At 70.1% G+C, this 16,669-nt stretch carries 15 protein-coding genes; 5 read left to right on the forward strand and 10 right to left on the reverse strand.

Annotation, left to right across the window (positions count from 1 at the left end):
* Positions 1 to 27 precede the first annotated feature (27 nt).
* The 4 genes from CTZ28_RS28340 to CTZ28_RS28355 form a co-directional block, all read right to left on the reverse strand.
* Positions 28 to 354 carry a N,N-dimethylformamidase alpha subunit family protein gene (locus tag CTZ28_RS28340; protein WP_121892543.1) on the reverse strand — a complete coding sequence of 109 codons (327 nt, stop codon included), beginning with the start codon at positions 352 to 354 and terminating at the stop codon, positions 28 to 30.
* Between the two features lie 60 nt (positions 355 to 414).
* Complete coding sequence (locus CTZ28_RS28345) at positions 415 to 1,956, reverse strand: glutamine synthetase family protein (RefSeq protein WP_121892544.1); 1,542 nt, start codon at positions 1,954 to 1,956, stop codon at positions 415 to 417.
* A complete protein-coding gene (locus CTZ28_RS28350; RefSeq protein WP_121892545.1) occupies positions 1,949 to 3,277 on the reverse strand; it encodes a Rieske 2Fe-2S domain-containing protein in 1,329 nt (442 codons plus the stop codon). The genes CTZ28_RS28345 and CTZ28_RS28350 overlap by 8 nt, the downstream gene beginning before the upstream one ends.
* 109 nt (positions 3,278 to 3,386) lie before the next feature.
* Positions 3,387 to 4,331, reverse strand: a complete 945-nt coding sequence (locus CTZ28_RS28355; protein WP_121892546.1) for a PDR/VanB family oxidoreductase — start codon at positions 4,329 to 4,331, stop codon at positions 3,387 to 3,389.
* Positions 4,332 to 4,507: 176 nt separating this feature from the next.
* On the opposite strand from CTZ28_RS28355, the gene CTZ28_RS28360 reads away from it, so the two are divergent.
* The 4 genes from CTZ28_RS28360 (at position 4,508) to CTZ28_RS28375 (ending at position 7,550) form a co-directional block, all read left to right on the forward strand.
* Positions 4,508 to 5,233 (forward strand): GntR family transcriptional regulator, encoded by a 726-nt coding sequence (locus CTZ28_RS28360; RefSeq protein WP_121892547.1) that lies wholly within the window; start codon positions 4,508 to 4,510, stop codon positions 5,231 to 5,233.
* Positions 5,234 to 5,304: 71 nt separating this feature from the next.
* Positions 5,305 to 5,661: a cupin domain-containing protein gene (locus tag CTZ28_RS28365; RefSeq protein WP_121892548.1), complete on the forward strand. Its 357-nt coding sequence runs from the start codon at positions 5,305 to 5,307 to the stop codon at positions 5,659 to 5,661.
* Positions 5,658 to 6,281 carry a cysteine hydrolase family protein gene (locus CTZ28_RS28370; RefSeq protein WP_183154630.1) on the forward strand — a complete coding sequence of 208 codons (624 nt, stop codon included), beginning with the start codon at positions 5,658 to 5,660 and terminating at the stop codon, positions 6,279 to 6,281. The genes CTZ28_RS28365 and CTZ28_RS28370 overlap by 4 nt, the downstream gene beginning before the upstream one ends.
* A 12-nt stretch (positions 6,282 to 6,293) precedes the next feature.
* Positions 6,294 to 7,550: an MFS transporter gene (locus tag CTZ28_RS28375; protein ID WP_183154631.1), complete on the forward strand. Its 1,257-nt coding sequence runs from the start codon at positions 6,294 to 6,296 to the stop codon at positions 7,548 to 7,550.
* 147 nt (positions 7,551 to 7,697) lie between these two features.
* On the opposite strand, the gene CTZ28_RS28380 is transcribed toward CTZ28_RS28375, so the two are convergent.
* On the reverse strand, positions 7,698 to 8,396 hold the full coding sequence (locus tag CTZ28_RS28380) for a TetR/AcrR family transcriptional regulator C-terminal domain-containing protein (protein WP_183154632.1): 699 nt from the start codon (positions 8,394 to 8,396) through the stop codon (positions 7,698 to 7,700).
* A 114-nt stretch (positions 8,397 to 8,510) separates the two neighbouring features.
* On the opposite strand from CTZ28_RS28380, the gene CTZ28_RS28385 reads away from it, so the two are divergent.
* A complete protein-coding gene (locus tag CTZ28_RS28385) occupies positions 8,511 to 9,671 on the forward strand; it encodes an FAD-dependent oxidoreductase (RefSeq protein WP_183154633.1) in 1,161 nt (386 codons plus the stop codon).
* Between the two features lie 81 nt (positions 9,672 to 9,752).
* On the opposite strand, the gene CTZ28_RS28390 is transcribed toward CTZ28_RS28385, so the two are convergent.
* The 5 genes from CTZ28_RS28390 to CTZ28_RS28410 form a co-directional block, all read right to left on the reverse strand.
* Positions 9,753 to 10,679: a phosphotriesterase family protein gene (locus CTZ28_RS28390; protein WP_183154634.1), complete on the reverse strand. Its 927-nt coding sequence runs from the start codon at positions 10,677 to 10,679 to the stop codon at positions 9,753 to 9,755.
* Positions 10,680 to 10,806: 127 nt separating this feature from the next.
* Complete coding sequence (locus CTZ28_RS28395; RefSeq protein WP_121892552.1) at positions 10,807 to 12,717, reverse strand: primary-amine oxidase; 1,911 nt, start codon at positions 12,715 to 12,717, stop codon at positions 10,807 to 10,809.
* Positions 12,718 to 12,757: 40 nt separating this feature from the next.
* Positions 12,758 to 14,284, reverse strand: a complete 1,527-nt coding sequence (locus tag CTZ28_RS28400; protein WP_121892553.1) for a gamma-glutamyltransferase — start codon at positions 14,282 to 14,284, stop codon at positions 12,758 to 12,760.
* A complete protein-coding gene (gene solA / locus CTZ28_RS28405; protein WP_121892554.1) occupies positions 14,281 to 15,378 on the reverse strand; it encodes an N-methyl-L-tryptophan oxidase in 1,098 nt (365 codons plus the stop codon). The genes CTZ28_RS28400 and solA overlap by 4 nt, the downstream gene beginning before the upstream one ends.
* Positions 15,375 to 16,631, reverse strand: a complete 1,257-nt coding sequence (locus CTZ28_RS28410; RefSeq protein WP_121892555.1) for an aminotransferase class V-fold PLP-dependent enzyme — start codon at positions 16,629 to 16,631, stop codon at positions 15,375 to 15,377. Before CTZ28_RS28410 ends, solA begins: the two co-directional genes overlap by 4 nt.
* Positions 16,632 to 16,669 lie beyond the last annotated feature (38 nt).

Raw genomic sequence — 16,669 nt, forward strand, 5'->3', positions numbered from 1 at the left:
AGCCCGCCGACATGAGCCCGAGCCGGCTCACCACGTCACGCCGTAGTCGCGCAGCCGCCGCAGGAACACCGCGTGCTCGGCCTCGTCCCGGGTGCGGTGCGGAACCTCGCCCAGCAGCTCCGGCACACCTCCGCGCTCCCGCGATCGGACCCCGATCGCGAACCCGTCCTCGGTCGTCACGATGAGATAGCGAGGCTTCTCCGGATCCGGATTCCGGCGCACGAAGTCCATCACCTCGACCACATCGGGCGGGTAGGGAGGGTCGGGCTGTGCCGCCGCCCTCTCGATCAAGGTGGCCGTCACCATCGACTTGATCCGCGCCAGGATCACTTCGTCCTGGACTGTCAGCGCCATCTCGTGTCCTCCCGATAGCTCTCCGGACAGATGCCGCGTCGCCTGCCGCGGCCGGGGATCTCAGAACATCCCGAAGTACTCCCGCTGCTCCCAGTCGGAGACATGCCGCAGGTAACGCTCGTACTCGGTGCGCTTGAGGTGGACGTACCAGTCGACGACGACGTCCCCGAACGCGGACCGGAACGCCTGATCCGTCTCCAGGGCCGAGACCGCCTCGCCCAGCGAGCGTGGCAGCGGCGGCGCGTCCGCGGCATAGGGATCCGTCGTGGGGGCGCGGAGCTCCAGGCGGTTCGTGATCCCGTCGAGTCCGCTGACCAGTTGCGAGGCGATGTAGAGATAGGGGTTGGCCGCCGGCTCGCCCGAACGGTTCTCCAGCCTGGTGGCGGTATCGCCCGGACCACCGACCGCCCGCACCATCGCGCCCTTGTTGTCGATCCCCCAGGCCACCCGGTCGGGGGCGAGGCTGTAGGGCTGGTAGCGCTTGTAGCCGTTGACCGTCGGGGTCGCGAACGCGGCGGCAGCCGAGGCGTGCCGCAGGATCCCCTCCAGCCAGGAGCGGCCCGTGACCGACAGCACGTCGCTGGTGTCGTCGGCGTCGGGCATGAAAGCGGCCCTGTCGGTGTGGATGTTCGTCAGGGACTGGTGCAGGTGCCATCCGGTCGACGCGGTCTCGGCCCCCTGAGGCCGGGACATGAAGGTCGCGTGATAGCCGAGCCGGCGGGCGATCTGCCGCACCGCGCTGCGGCACACCACCACAGCGTCCGCCGTCGCCGCGGCGTCGTCGGCCTCCATCGTCAGCTCCAGCTGGCTCGGTCCGAACTCCAGCTCCAGGGAACGCAACGGCAGGTCCAGCGACGTCAGTCCGAGATGGAGCTGCTGAACCAGGTCGTCGAGCCCGTCGAGGCTCTCCTCGTGCAGCAGTTGGGCCCCGCAGGTCGTCGGCGTCACGGCGGCCGCCAGACCTGGCGCGCCCGGCCGGCCGATCCGGCCCTGGTCCATCGGCTCCTCCGCACGACGGAAGACATGGAACTCCAGCTCGGCACCGACCGTCATCCGGTAGCCGCGTTCGGCGAGCGTGTCCAGCTGGCTGCGGAGCAGCGTTCGGCTGCAGAAGGGCACCGCCGTCCCGTCGGGGAAGACGACATCGCACAGCAGCCAGCCGGTGCGGGCGGCCCACGGCACGACCCGGAAGGAGGTCGGATCGGGGACCAGCACGATGTCACCGGCACCCGAGAAACCGGAGACACCGACGCCGGTCTCGGCGGCGAAGACCGAGAACGCGGACATGCCCGAGGTGTCCTTGAGCAGGAGCGAGCTGGGCGCGGTGATCCCTGAGCGCATCGCCGCCGAGACGGAGCTGCGCGTCAGCGTCTTGCCCCTGATCAGACCGTGCTGGTCCACGAAGCCGAAGCGCACCATCTCGATGCCGAGCTCGTCGATCACCCGGCGCATCTGGGCCGCGGCCGCATAGTGGGCCTCGGTCCAGAACCCGTGTCGTTCGATGAAGCCGCCGCGGTCCTTGGCCAGCATCGGGCGGGCGCTGCTGCCGCCACCGCCCTCGGCGACCTTGCGCTCGTCGGCGTTGCGCATGGACTCACGCATCTGCGACCTCCGGCTGCGACCTGAACCACGATGACGCCTGACGACGCTCGGTCTCCTTCTCCAGCCAGCGCTGCTGCCAGCCGTCGTTCGCCGCGATGGTGTCGACCGCCAGAGGACCGATGTAGGCAGCCGCCTCGGCCTCGTCGAGCGGGTGCGCCGGCGTGGGGCCGCCGGCTTCGAACGCGTCGATCGCCCGCAGCAGCAGGCGGCGGTTGGCGGTCACCGCGCGGTCGGAGACGCCCAGCCGCTCCTGCGTGCGGTCCTGGATGCTGCCCATGCTCTCGACCGCCCACTGGTCGTGGACGTTGATGTCCAGGCCCATTCCGGTGTAGGTGAGCTCGTTCTGCTCGCGGGCGTCGAAGCCCCAGTTGTTGCCCCGGTTCCGCAGCGGCCGGTAGTCCGGCAGCGAGACGTTCTCCAGCCGCTGGCGCAGCATCGTCTCCTTGTCCACGACCTCGTTGAAGTCGTAGAAGATCATGTACCAGTAGTGGTTCTCGTCGTCGATCGGAACGTGCCACTGGGTGAAGACCCGGTTGTTGCCGAAGGGCACGACGAAGGCGTTGGGGAACATCAGGTTCGTCACCCGGACGTGCTTGATCTCCTCGGTGAGCTGCCGCACCGCGAAGACCCGCAGCCCGTGCTCGGCGCTCTCCACCTCGATGTCGGGCCGGTAGTGGTCGCCGACCAGCTTGGAGAGCTTCTGCCCCGTGCCCTCCACCTCCTCGCTGAACTGCTGCCCGTAGACCTCGCGCGGGTCCTCCCCGATGAAGCGGTGGAGGAAGGAGACGTGGCTCGGGTCGATCCCGCCTTCGAGTCCCTGCAGCCAGTTGCACTCCCACAGGCCCTTGAAGGCGAAGGTGTACTCCTCAGGTGCGGTGAAGCAGTCGAAGGTCGGGAACGGCGGCGGGTCACCGGCGCCCATGTAGGTGAAGACGATGCCGTTGCGCTCGACGCAGGGGTAGTTCGAGATCCGGATCTTGTCGAGGAACTGGCTGTGCGCGGGCTCGGCCGGCTGCTCGACGCAGCGGCCTTCGTCGTTGTAGAGCCAGCCGTGGTAGAGACAGCGCAGTCCCCCGTCCTCGAGCCGCCCGAAGGAGAGGTCCACACCGCGGTGTGCGCAGAAGCGGCTGATCAGGCCCCACCCGTCAGCCCGTTTGAAGAGCACCAGGTCCTCCCCGAACAGCCGAACCGCCTTGACGGGTCGCTCGACCGGCATCTCCGACACGAGCCCCGCCGGCTGCCAGTAGGACCGCATCAGGCCGCCGAGCGGCGTCCCGGGCCCGGTCTGGGTGAGTTTGTCGTTGTCGGCCTGTCTCAGCACGGCTTCCTCCGTCGTAGGTCGGGCTCGTCAGGGTCGTGCGCCACGCTCACGCGCCCGTTGGAGGCGCAGCCGTGGAGAAGGGGGACGGGACGGCGGGCCGTCGTGAGGGTCATAGGTCCAGCACCAGCCGGTCACCGGCAGCCCGCGAGACGCACAGCATCATGCAGTCGTTCGCGGCCCGTTCCTGCGGCGTGAGGATGTGGTCGCGGTGATCGACCTCGCCCGACAGGACCCGTGTCTCACAGCTCCCGCAGATCCCCTCCTCGCAGTCCTTGAGGAGGTCGAAGCCTGCTTCCGTCAGCACCGAGAGCGCAGAACGGCCGGCCGGGACTTCGAACTCTGTGCCGCTGCGCTCCAGGCGCACCGTGAAGGCGCCCTTCTCCCGAGGCGTCTCGTCCTCGGGGGCGGTGAAGAGCTCGGTGAAGAACCTGTCCCGGCAGCCGTGTGCGGCCACGCCCGCCTCCAGTGCCTGCATCAGACGCGCGGGGCCGCATGCGTAGATCAGTGTCCGGTCGTCCAGGCCGTCCAGCAGGAACGCGGCATCGGGACGCCCGCCCTGCTCCGCGGGGTGCAGGAGGACTCGGTCCCCATGGGGTCCGAGCCGATCGCGGAACGGCATCGTCGCCAGTCGTCGCCCGAAGTAGTGCAGCCGCCAGTCGGCCGCTGCCGAACCGGCCGCGGAGACCATCGGAAGAAGCGGAGTGATGCCGATGCCGCCCGCGACGAAGAGGTAGGAACGCGCGGCGCGCAATGCGAAGTGGTTGCGCGGCCCGCCGACGGAGAGCACCGCGCCGGGGCGCAGCTGATCGTGCACCCAGGCCGAACCACCTCGGCCCGCCGGCTCGCGGAGCACGGCGATCCGGAGCGCGCCCTCCCCCGGCTCCCCGCAAAGGGAGTACTGACGCGACGTGCCGTCCCCGACGACGATGTCGATGTGAGAGCCGGGCTCCCAGTGCGGCACGCCGCCCCCGTCGGCGGGCGTCAGCTCCACGGACAGGACCGCGTCCGCCTCGAGCCGCAGGCCGCGGACGACGAACTCTCGTTTGGAACTCACAGCACTCCTCTCTTGGATCCAATCGTAAGCATTTCGGATCCGTAAAGAAAAGGGCTACACACACCTTGACTCGGACTGGGTCCACGTCGACGACGGTCTGTTATCATTTCGGGGCCAGGATCGCTACACTGAGCTACCAAAGCGTCGTCGCAGCCGTCGATGCCAGGAGACCCCCCATGACCCAGACCACCGACGCTCTGACGTCCTCGAACAAGTCGGGATCAGCACTGGTCGATGACCTCGCGAGCCAGATTCGCGATCGCATCATGACCGGGGAGATCCCGATCGGGGCCCAGTTGCGCCAAGCCGAGCTCGCGAGCAACTTCGGCGTCTCACGCACCCCGATCCGGGAAGCGCTGCGCCAGCTCCAGACCGGCGGCCTGATCGAGGTGCTCCCTCATCGCGGCGCCGTGGTGCGCGTGCCGGCACCCTGGGAGGTGCGCGAGTCCTACGAGGTGCGCGCCGAACTCGAGGCCCTCGCGGCCGCCCGCGCCGTCAGCCGGATCACCCGCGCGCAGATCGACGACCTGCGCGGGGCGAACAAGGAGATGTTCGACACCTCCGCGGCAGCGGCGCAGGACCCGGCCTCCGACACTCCGGCCCACCAGCAGAACAACGATCTCTTCCACACGCTGATCAGCTCGATCTCGGGGAACGCGCGGCTCACCAAGACGATCGACGACATCAACACCACCTTTCCCCGCAACGTCTCGGCACAGTTGGTCGTCACCGACGCCCGGCACCGGGAGGAGAACTTCCAGGAGCACGAGCGCATCATCGACGCCCTGGCGGCGGGCGACACCGCCCAGGCCGCCAAGGAGATGCGCGAGCACGTGATCAAGGCCGGCGAACAACTGGCCCACTGGTACGAGCAGCGGTCGTCCACCGTGTTCCACGGATGAGATTATGGATCCAATCTCTTGCGGATGGGATCCTTTTCGCTAGGCTGACCTCCTCGACTCATGGAGGTCCGATGACGATCACGAACACCCCCTCGACCGCGACCGGCCTGGAGGTGAAGCCCCTGGGGCCGCCCAGCGCCGAGCCGCTCAGCGGCGAGATACTCGTGCGCAGCCGCGTCGACTTCACCAACGAGGAGCGCACGGTCGTCTCAGGCATCTGGGAGAGCGATCCGGGAAGCTCGCGATGGGAGTTCCTGACCCGCGGCGAGATCATCCACGTGATCTCCGGGCGCATGACCGTGCAGCGCGACGGCGAGGACCCGGTCGAGGTCACCGCGGGCACGACGGCGTACTTCCCCATCGGCTGGTGTGGCACCTGGACGGTCCACGAGACCCTCCGCAAGGTGTACGTGGTCTTCAAGTCATGAGCGCCTCCGCACTGCCCGCTCCGGCCGTTGTCGGCAACGCGGTCCTGATCGTCGTCGACATCCAGGGCGGCGAGGTACCCGACGACGTGTCCCGGTCCGAGATCGCGCAGATGGGTGGCCGCCACGAGCGAGCTGCCCGCGTTGAGCGCCTCATCGACGCCTGTCGCGAGCACGGCGTGCCCGTGGTCTTCATCCAGGAGGTCCACAAGCCGAGCCTGGTCGACATCGGTCGCGAGCTCGACGGCGCGGAGGGGCCGCACTGCGTGGAAGGCTGGCCGGAGACGGAGCTGGCCCCCTGGGTCAAGCCACGGCCGGAGGAATTCCTGATCCGCAAGCGCCGATATTCGGCCTTCTTCGGCACGGAGCTGGAGATCGTGCTCAAGGCCTACCGGGCCGAGACCGTGCTGCTCATCGGCGGCTTGACCGATGTGTGCGTCCACTACACCGCGGTGGACGCACACCAGCACGACTATCACGTCCGCGTGCTCACCGACTGCGTCGGGGGTTCCTCGCGCGAGGCCCACGCATACGCCCTCCGGGCGATCGAGTATCTCCAGCGCGACGCGCTGGTCACCAGCGACCAGGTCTTCAGCTGGCTCGAACAGCAGCCCAGGAGCTGAGGTCTGCGTTCCGTGTGGATCCCTTTCCGGAGTTCGAGTCGCCCGCGCCGTCCGCCGCCCCGCACTGTCGCCTTCTGGTGGATCTTCGCTGCGGCGACCATCGAGAACGCCGCCTTCGCGGGCTCCTCGACCATCCTGCCCGAGGACCTGACCACCCGATTCGGAAGCCAGGGCTGGGTGATCGGCGCCATTGCCGCGAGCGGGCCCCTCGCCACACTGGTGGTCCAGCCATGGGCCGGAGCCTTCGCTGACCGGCGCGGCCATCGCACCACCGGGATCGTCGGCGGCTGCGCCGCTGTCCTCGGAGCGCTGCTGATGCTGGCCGGAGGCTCGCAGTGGCTGGTGCCCCTCAGCCGCGTCCTGATGGGGAGCGGTGGCGCGGCGCTCAACACCGCGGCGACCGCGTGGGTCGTGGCGTTCACTCCCCGCGGTCGACAGGGGCGGGCGCTGAGCATCTACGGCCTGAGCGTGTGGATCGGAATGGCGCTCGGACCGGTCGTCTGTTCCTCCGCCTACCAGAACGGCGGCAGCCTGGGGCTGTGGCTCTGCGTCGCCTCGCTGGCTGCGCTTTCGCTCCTCTGCTACCACTTGTGCTTCCGGGTGGCCCCGCGTGAGCCGAAACTGCCGGCGTCCGACGGACAAGGCGCATCCCGGCTGTCCTGGGTGAGCTTGCTGAGCGCGATCGCCCGGCCAGGAGGGGCGGCAGCGGCCGCCTGGGCGGCCGAAGCAGTCGTGATGACCTACACCATCGTCCACCTGACCGGACACGGAATGGCTCCAGCCGGTGTCTGGGGCGCCTCCAGCGTGTTCCCGATCTTCGCTGTCAGCGTCATCGTCAGCCGGATCGGCCTCGCCCGCGCGGTCGATCGCCACCGGCCGGCGGTGCTCGCCTGCGCCTCGTTGGCCACGGTCGCCTGCGGCTGCCTCCTCCTCGGCTCCGCCGCGAGCTTCGCGGTCGCGGCGGTCGCCATGACCGTCCTGGGTTTCGGCTTCGCGTCCCTCTACCCCACGCTGACGATGCTCGCCGCCGAGGCACTCCCACCGCACAGCCGAGGGGCGGGGCTCGGCCTTTTCCAGGCGGCGACCTCGTTGGGGACCGCCGTCGGGCAGTTCGGCGGCGGCGTCTCCGGGGGACTGTTCGGGACCACCTCGGCGTATGTCGGTGCCGGCGCGCTCCAGGCCGTCGGCGTCATGCTCCTCCTTGTACGGCCCGGCCCCACAGGGCGGCGATACCCGGAGCGACCGGTCGACGGCGTGACCGGCGCCTGAGCCGAGCCGCGAGGTGACCGGCCGCGTCTCAGGTCCGCCCTCGGACGGGCAACTCGGCTGCACGGTGGAGGTCTCGACGGGACCCATGCAGATCCGTACGGTCGGTCCGAGCCGGGCATGGACAGCCGGCTCGCCCGGACCGTGGCGTCATGCGGGTGGCCGCGGGTCCGCGGTCGTGTTCAGGCCGTCCAGGAGCATGTCGAGGCCGGTGATGAACTGGTCGCGGTCGGCGTGGTCGCGCAGGTCCTTGGCGGTGCTCGTCAGGAACGGGTAGTCGGCGGGGTCGAGTTCCTCCCAGCGTGCGGCGGTCTGGTCGAGGAAGGCGTCGCGGCTGGTGGTCGCGTCGAGGGTGGCGCAGGGGACGATGATCTGGGCGCTGACGCCGGTGATGTAGTAGGAGATCGCGGTAGAGACCGTGAAGTGCCGTTCGGCGGGCAGCCCCGTTCGTGCGACAAGGGTGCCGATGCGGTCGAGCAGGCGCAGTCCGTTCTCCAGCGTGGGCGGCGCGTTGACGTGGGGCGCCGCCCACGGGTGCCGATCAAGGGCATCGAAGACGGCGATGGCAAGCGCGCGCAGCCCGGAGCCGGCGTCTTCCGCGGAGCGCGGGGCCGCGGCGAGGGCGCGGCCGAGCACCTGATCGGCGGCCAGGGTGACGAGCACGTCCTTGTTCGTCACGTGCCAGTACAGCGCGCCGGGTCCGGTGTGCAGATGTTTGGCCAACAGCCGGAAGGTGAGCCCCCGTTCGCCGCGTTCGTCCAGCAGCTCAACGGCCGCGTCGACGATCAGCTCTTGTGAGAGGGCGCCGGCCCGCCCCCCGGTGGGTGCTCTTCCTCGTGTCCGTTGCATGACCGCATTTTGACACACCCTGGTCCCGCGTTCCATATTACTTATGGAACGCGGGACCATATTGGCGCCCCGGGAAGCGGCCCGGGTTGCGCCCGTACAGAAACGAGGACGCCCATGAACCCCATCCACCACCCGATCGCCATCGTCGGCGCCGGACTCGGAGGCCTGATCCTCGCCCGGGTCCTGCACGTCCACGGCATCCCCGCGACGGTCTACGAGGCCGACCCGTCGGCAAAGTCCCGCACACAGGGCGGCCAGCTCGACATCCACGAGGACGACGGGCAACGCGCACTCGCCGACGCCGGCCTCACCGACGAGTTCCGCGCGATCATCCACGAAGGCGCCGAGGCGTCGCGTGTGCTCGACCCGCGCGGGAAGGTGCTGTTCGACGCCCCCGACGACGGCACGGGGCAGCGCCCCGAAGTGCTCCGCGGAGACCTGCGCCGCATCCTGCTCGACTCCCTGCCCGACCGGACGGTCCAGTGGGAACACAAGGTCACCGGTGTCCGGACCCTCGGCGACGGCCGACACGAACTGACCTTCGCGGACGGCGCGACCACCACCAGCAGCAGCCTCGTCGGCGCCGACGGCGCCTGGTCGAGGATCCGCCCCCTGCTCTCCGACGCCGAGCCCGAGTACACCGGCACGACGTACATCGACACCTATCTGTACGACGCCGACGAGCGGCACACCGCGACGGCCGAGACGGTCAGTGTCGGCGCGATGTACGCGCTGACGCCGGGCAAGGGGATCATCGCGCACCGCGAGGCGGGGAACATCCTTCACACGTACGTCTTGCTGAACCGCTCCGCCGAGTGGATCGGCGCCATCGACTTCACCGACGCCGCCGCAACTGCTCGGGTCGCGGCCGAGTTCGACGGGTGGGCCCCGGAGCTCACCGCGCTGATTACCGACGGCGAAACCGCTCCGGTCGCACGCATGATCCACACACTCCCCGACGGACACCGATGGGAGCGCGTGCCCGGCGTGACACTCCTCGGCGATGCCGCGCACCTGATGCCGCCGTCCGGTGACGGCGCGAACCTGGCGATGCTCGACGGCGCCGAACTCGGCAAGGCCGTCGCCGCTCACCCCGACGACTTCGAGGCGGCTCTCACCACCTACGAAGAGGCGCTGTTCCCGCGTACCGAACCCATCTACGCCGAGGCGCACGACATGCTGGACCTCTGCCTCGGCGACCGCGCACCGTTCGGATTCATCGGCCTGTTCACCGGTGGCCCCCAGGGCCAGGACACGGCCTGGACGCAGTCCTGAGCCACTCCTGAGCGACACCGCCGCCGAGCCCTGTGCAGACCGGTGTGACAGACCCCGCAGGCCTGGGCCTCGATCGCCGCCTCACTCGCCGAACATCGCCCGCCGGGGGTTGTCGACCACCATCTCGCGCAGAACGTCCTCCCGGATGCCCGCGGCGACCGCCCTCTCGTGGAACTCCTCCAGCACGAACGTGAGCCCGGGACCGCCCAGAGCGGCCTGGTGCGAGCGCTGGCTCACGTCCTGGGAGAGCAGGATCTTGCGGTGATGTCCCTCGTCGACCAGCTGCTTGAGGTAGCCGACCCGCCGGTCGAGCTCGTGCGGGATGATCTGGCCACCGATCTTGCAGGCCATCATGCAGTCGTACTGGATGTAGACGCCCTTGCCGAGCAGTTCCCGGTGATAGCGGATGTCCTTGACCGTGTCCGTGTGGCCGATGACGATCCGCTCCGGATGGACCCCCTCGGAGGTGAGCAGCTCGACCTGGCCGAGACCGGTCGGGAACGTCGGTGCGTGCGTGCTCACCAGTACCCCGGTCTCGGCCGCTGCCCTCCCCGTGGCCCGGAAGGACTTCTCCTCGTTCGGCGTGATGACCGGCAGGTCGGACGCGATCTCCCCGAGGAAGCCCGCACGCACCCCGGTTCCAGGGATCTCATCGACCAGGTCGGCGATGAGGAAGTCGGCTATCTGCGTGGTCGTCGTGCGCTCCCACCACGCCTGGTCGAAATAGGCCTCGAAGTAGTGACCGGTGCCGAGGACGATCGACACACCTGTCTCCTCCGCGATCGCCTTCGTGGCCAGTACGTTCGCCACCGACCGCGACCCGGTGAGGGGGTTCTGGACCTGGTGTGCCGGGTCCCGGTCGAAGTAGATCGGCGCCGCGTAGTTGCTGAGCTCGCCATTGGTCACGTCCCACAGCACACTCCCGCCGGCGGCGGCGAACCTGCCGATGTCGGCGACGCGCTCTTCCCACACCGTCAGGAATCCGTCCCGCGGCTCCGTCGGGGTCATGTTCGCGAACGTGTGCTCATGAGGAAGGGAGACGCCGGTCGGGGGACCTGTCGGACCGGTGACCGACTGCACCTCGGGCATGTGAACCTCCGAAGGGAAGCGGGACGGGGGTGGCGGGAGGGACAGGTCAGTGGCAGCAGGCGTCGCCGTCGGCGCGGTGGGCCTTCGGCGCCGGCAGGTCCAGCGCGGGGTTGCGGTCGAAGAAGCCGTCCGGCTCCAGCCGCATACCGATCCGATGGGCGGGCATGATCGGCCACTCCTCCGGACGCGGGTCGTGGTGGACCCCGACGACCGGCCACAGCACCAGCTCCGCGCCGTCCAGCGAGCGATCGGCCCGCTGCCATGCCTGGACGCCTTCCTCGCCGAGCGGAGCCTGGTTGGGGTACTCGCCGGCGATGAAGCGCTCACTGGCGTCGTACGCGGTGGCCCACAACTGCTTCGCGACGAAGGGCGCCTTCCGCTCCGCGATGCTGCCGGGGCGCGCGAACAGGCGGGCCGTGTTGGGGAGGGTCAGTCGGTAGGCGGTCCGATCGCCGTACCGGTTGGTGCGGGTGGTGCCCTCGACGAGCCAGTGGACCGCGCGCGACGGGTCCGTGGTGCGAGCGGCCTCGCGTTCGGTGGGAATCAGGGTCCGCACCATCTTGCAGGCGTTGCCGTAGGGATTGAGGCGCTCGTCCTCTTCGACCTCGGCGTGCACCTCGTACAGGCGGTTGACCGCTCCGTCGACCGCCATGTCGAGACGCAGGCCGAAGTAGTGCTGGTGGTTGGGCGCCTGGACATTGGGGCTGACCATCCGCCCGTAGGACGGAGTCCGGCCGTCGTCGATGCCCGAGACGGACAGGATGCCGGTCAGCTTGATCTCCAGGTCGATCATTCCGTCCTGGTAGAAGGACCAGTAGAACCCGTAGTCGTAGTTGGCGACCGTGGCGAAGAAGGAGATCACCAGCCGGCGAGCACGGCGGACGTCGGCCTCGCCGGTGCGCGTGTTCACATGCTTCCAGAGAATGGAGTAGTCCTCCTCGTGCATGCAGATCGCGTTGGAGATCGTGCGGGCCTCACCGTGGCCGTTGAGGACGGCGGCATCGAAGTAGCGGATCTCCCCCAGGCAGTCACAGCCCAGTTCGAGCGAGGCGGTCAGCGGACCGGCGCCGTACTCGCCCCAGTCGAAGAAGTTCTTCCGGTACGCCGTCGGGTCCGGGTCCAGGTAGGGCACGTACATCTCATTGACGGAGGCTCGCTTCATCACCGGACGGACCTCGTCGCCGTCGTGGTGAACGACGTCGTACAGCACCAGGCCCTCCCGGTGGGTGAAGCCGACGCGGAACGACCAGTTCTGCCAGGTGACCAGCTGGCCCTCGATGGTGAAGCCCGGCCCCTCCGGCTGGATGATCTCCAGCGGCGCCACCTCGCGATCGGGTCCCCAGGTCCCCGACCGGTAGTTCCCTCCCTCGCCGGCCAGGGGGACGACGCCGTGGTCCTCGATGCGGACCACCTCCAGCGTCTCCAGGTCGATGATCGGCACCAGTCCCGCGACAGGTCGTGCGTAGCCGTTGTCGTCCGCCGTCTCGCGGTGCCAGACCGTGCCCCAGGAGAGCCGGCGCCCCTGCAGCTCCTCCGGCTCGAAGCCGGTGATCGACTCCGGGTCGACCCAGACGAGGGAGACGTCATCGATGCCGCGCTTCGCAAGGGCCGCCTGGAAGCCCTGGTCATCACGGCAGGCCTGCGCCACCATCCGCGCCTCTTCGCTGGAGACACCGGGACGACGGGCATCGACCGGTGTCCAGGAGGCGACCGAGGCCGCACGATCGGTGCCGGCTGTCCAGGCCCCGACCTCCCAGGCCGCGTGCGCGTCAGGATTCATCACGACCAGGCGGACGGGCCGGCCCTGGCCTGGTGCGAGTGCCCGTGCCAGCCCCTCCTCCACGGCGATGCCCCAGAACCGCGGGCGCTCGCCGATCCGCGAGTCCGCGCGCACAAGGGCGACCACTTCGGCGATCTCGGCCTCGGTCAGCGGGTCGGTCCAGTGGTTGGTGCTCATCGTCCCTGCTTCCTGCTCTACGGGTGGATCGTTGCGGATGTCAGAAGCCGGCGACGACGCTCGCGCGGCCGTCGGCTCGGGGGTCGGTGGCGGCGCGCAGGTGCCCGTCCGCCGTGCGGACGGCGGCCTGCACATGCCCGGCCTCGTCGATGGGCCCCTCGGTCTCGACCACAGGGAGGCCGAGCTCGCCGGCGGCCGCCAGTGCGTGCGGGACACCGGGCTCGGCGAGGAGCACGGTCCGGTCGTACCCGAGATCGCGCGCGCCGACGACCCAGCGGGGCCTGGCAAGGACCTCTCCCGGAGCCATGCTGCCGGAGAGCAGCTCGCGCGCCACCTGCGCCAGGATCCACGCCTGGGCACGGCCACCTTGACAACCCAGCGCGATCAGGCGGTCCGGCGACCAGGCGATCGCGGGACACAAGGTGTGGGGCGGTCTCGTGCCGGGGCGCAGGTAGCCGGGGCTGGCCGGGGCGGTACTGAAGGCAGCACCACGATTGTGCAGAACGATCCCGGTGCTCGGCTCGAGAAGTCCCGCGCCGAAGGTCTGGAACACGCTCTGGATCAGGCACACGGCCAGACCGTCGGAGTCGACGGCGCTGATCGCGACGGTGTCGCCCAGGGCCCGGCCCGCGGGCGGCGTACTGATCCCGTCCGCGAGCCGCAGCTCCACCATGGCGTCGACATCGACCGCGGTACCCCGAGGGTCGCCCAGCTCGCGATCGCGCACCTCGATCCCGCGCACACACGCCGTCACGAGCGGGTCGGCCTCCCGGCCGGCACGGTCGGGGTCCATCGCGGCGGGCAGGACCCCGAGAAGGAGCGCGCCCTGCGAAGGCGGCGGCGCAACCCACCACCGCCCGGCACCGATCTCACGTTCGAGGGCCGGGACGATCTCAGGACGGTGAGCCGCGAGATCCTCTGCGGTGTGGTCGCCCCCGAGCGCCCGGAGGCCTGCTGCGAGGCGAGCGGCCACCGGCCCTCGGTAGAAGGCGTCCGGCTCAGCTGCCAGCTCCCGGAGCGTGGCGGCCAGTGCGGGCTGGCGCAGCGTGTCGCCCGCGGTGGCGACATCGCCCCGCGCGGCGAAGACGCCGCGCAGTCCCGGATCGGCCAGAACGGCGTCGCGCTGCGCCTCGATGCCGCGTGCGAGCCCGGCCGAGACCTCGATGCCGTCGTCCGCGACAGCGGCGGCCGTGTCGAGCGCGGCGCCGAGCGGGAGGAGCGCGCCCAGGTCCGCCAACGCGGTCCACCCACCGACGACGCCGGGGGTCGTCACCGTCCGGATCCCCCGGCGGGGCATCGGCGCCGCCGTCAACGCGCCGACGTCGAGGCCCGCGGGCTGTGCGCCGGCCGAGACCACCGCCGTGGCTCCGGCCTGTCCCGGGGCCCGCACCAGGGCGATGAGATCGCCGCCCAGGGCACACTGGTGCGGATACACCACGGTCAGGACCGTGGCGGCGGCGAGCGCGGCATCGACCGCGTTCCCGCCGCGCCGAACCGCGTCCTCCGCGGCGCCGACAGCCGCCGGATGCGGCGCGGCCACCGCGACCGAGCGGGCCACGCCGCTCATCTCCGTACCCGTCTGCCGACGCCGATGAAGCTCAGATCCGCACGGTCCACGCCGGTGACGAGGTCCGCGACCGATTCGCCGACGGCCGGACCGAACTTGAAGCCATGGCCGGAGCAGGCCGCCGCCACGATCACCTCCGGCTCGGCGGGCAGCCGCCCGATCACGAACCGGCGGTCGGCCGTCATGGTGTAGAGACAGGAGGCTGCCTCGACGACGTCGGGGTCCACGCCAGGAACGTAGCCGGTCATCAACTCCACCAAGGCAGCGACCTCCGCCTCGGTCGGCGGCGCTGTGGGCTCCGCCGGGTCCCAGACCGGACCGGCATCCACGCCGGCCTTGAATCCGTTGCCGGCAGCATCAGGGATCCCGAAGACCAGGCCTTCGGGCCGGTCCACGGAGAAGGCGCCCAGAGCCGGTGGCACGGCGACGCTCTGCTCGGCGCGCAGGGTGACGGTCACGATGCGCCAGACCTCGAAGAGATCCGAAAGAGGCGTCAGGACCCGCCCGGCCCACGCGCCGACAGTCAGCACCAGGTGACGCGCTCGTACGACCCTGCGGTCGGTCGTGACCACGACTCCGCCGTCGCTCCTCGCCCAGGACAGCATCCGCTCGCCGAAGGAGAGCTCGGCGCCGGCGGCGCGCGCACCGGAGCGCGCGACCTCCACCGCCGCGGCGGCCTCCACGACGCCTGCCGAAGGGTCGTAGACGGCGCGGTAGCCGGCCGGGACCGCGAAGGACGGCATCAGCTCGCGCATCCGGCCCGGGTCCTCGACCGACTCACAGCCGGGGCCCTGGAGTTGAGACACTCCCTGGTGCGCGTAGAGCCCGCCCGTCGTTCGGATCAGGGTCTCGCCGCTCGCCTCGGACCAGCGCTCCCACCCGTCGAAGGCGCGGGCGACGAAGTCGTTCCACACGGGGTTGGGGTAGGCCCGCCGGATCATCCGGGTCCGGCCGTGCGACGACCCGCGGTGGTGTCCCTCCTCGAACTGGTCGAGCCCGAGCACGCCGACCCCGCGACGCGCCAGCTCGAACGCGGCCGCGGAGCCGTGGATCCCGAGGCCGACGACGACGGCGTCCGCGTCCGGGCCCCTCATGCCCGTCCTCCGGCAAGGGCGCCGACGGCGTCGAGGAGTGCCCGCGTATCGCTGGAGTCGTTGTAGACGTGGACCGATGCGCGTACCACCGAAGCCACTCCGCGCAGCCCGAGGTCCCACTGGCCATGGCTGGCCGGCACCGACACGGTGCGGACCTTCATCGCCGCCAGCCGCCTGTTGGCGTCCTCAGCCGACAGACCGTCGACGGTGAAGGTCACGATGCCGGAGGCACAGGCCGCAGGATCCTGGACGGTCACCCCGCTCATGTTCGCGAGTTCATCACGGAGAGCCGCCGCCGTCGCGATCAGGTAGCCCGCGGTGGCATCGATGCCGCGCGCGAGCAGCTCGTCCAGCGCCACTCCCAGTCCCAGCCGCGAGGCGACCGACGATTCGAAGGTCTCGAAGCGCCGGGCGGTCGCGGAGAGCTCCCAGTGGCGTACGTCGTTCCAGACCGCTCCCCGGACGTCCGGTGCCACCGGGGTCAGGTTCTCCAGCAGCGAGCGGCGGACGTAGGCGAAGCCGGTGCCGCGCGGCGCCCGGAGGAACTTCCGGCCCGTGGTCACCAACGCGTCGCAGCCGATCTCTGCGACGTGGACCGGCAGATGACCGACCGACTGAGTGGCGTCCAGCAGATACAGCGCGCCGTACCGCCGGGCCAGGGCTCCGATCTCGGCGATCGGTTCCACGAGTCCGGACGAGGTCGGTACGTGCGCGACGCAGAGGACGTCGCTGCTGCCACGGCCGACGGCGAGCAGTTCCTCCAGTGCCCTCAGATCGAGGGCACCGTCCTCGCCGCTGGGGACGATGTGCAGCTCCGCACCCGTCTCGGCACAGATGCTCAGCAGATGCAGAGCGTGGCTGACATAGGTGGAGCGGTTGACCAGGAAGCGGGTGCCGGTGCCGAACCGGAGGGCATCGACGATGACGCGCAGACCCGTGGTCGCACTGTCGACGAGGGCGATCTCCTCAGCCTCCGCGCCGATCAGACGGGCGGCGGAGACATAGACGGCCTCGATGTCGTCCTTGCGGGCGGCCGATGCCTCGTATCCGCCCTCCTTCTCCTCCTGCCGCAGGTGCCTGATGACCGATTCGACGACTGTGCGGGTCGGCAACGCGGAGCCTGCGGAGTTGAGGTGGTGGGAGTACGTCGCGCCGATCGTCCGAGCTCGCTCGGCGGCCACGTCGACCGGCGCCAGAGCGGAGCCGACGACCCCGCGAGCCTCAGAAAGGTCGGTGTTCACCGAGAGATCCACGTCCTGTCCGTCCTAGTCGGATCCAATATCCGAATTAG

The organism is Streptomyces shenzhenensis, assembly GCF_003688995.1.
Classification (GTDB): domain Bacteria; phylum Actinomycetota; class Actinomycetes; order Streptomycetales; family Streptomycetaceae; genus Streptomyces; species Streptomyces shenzhenensis_A.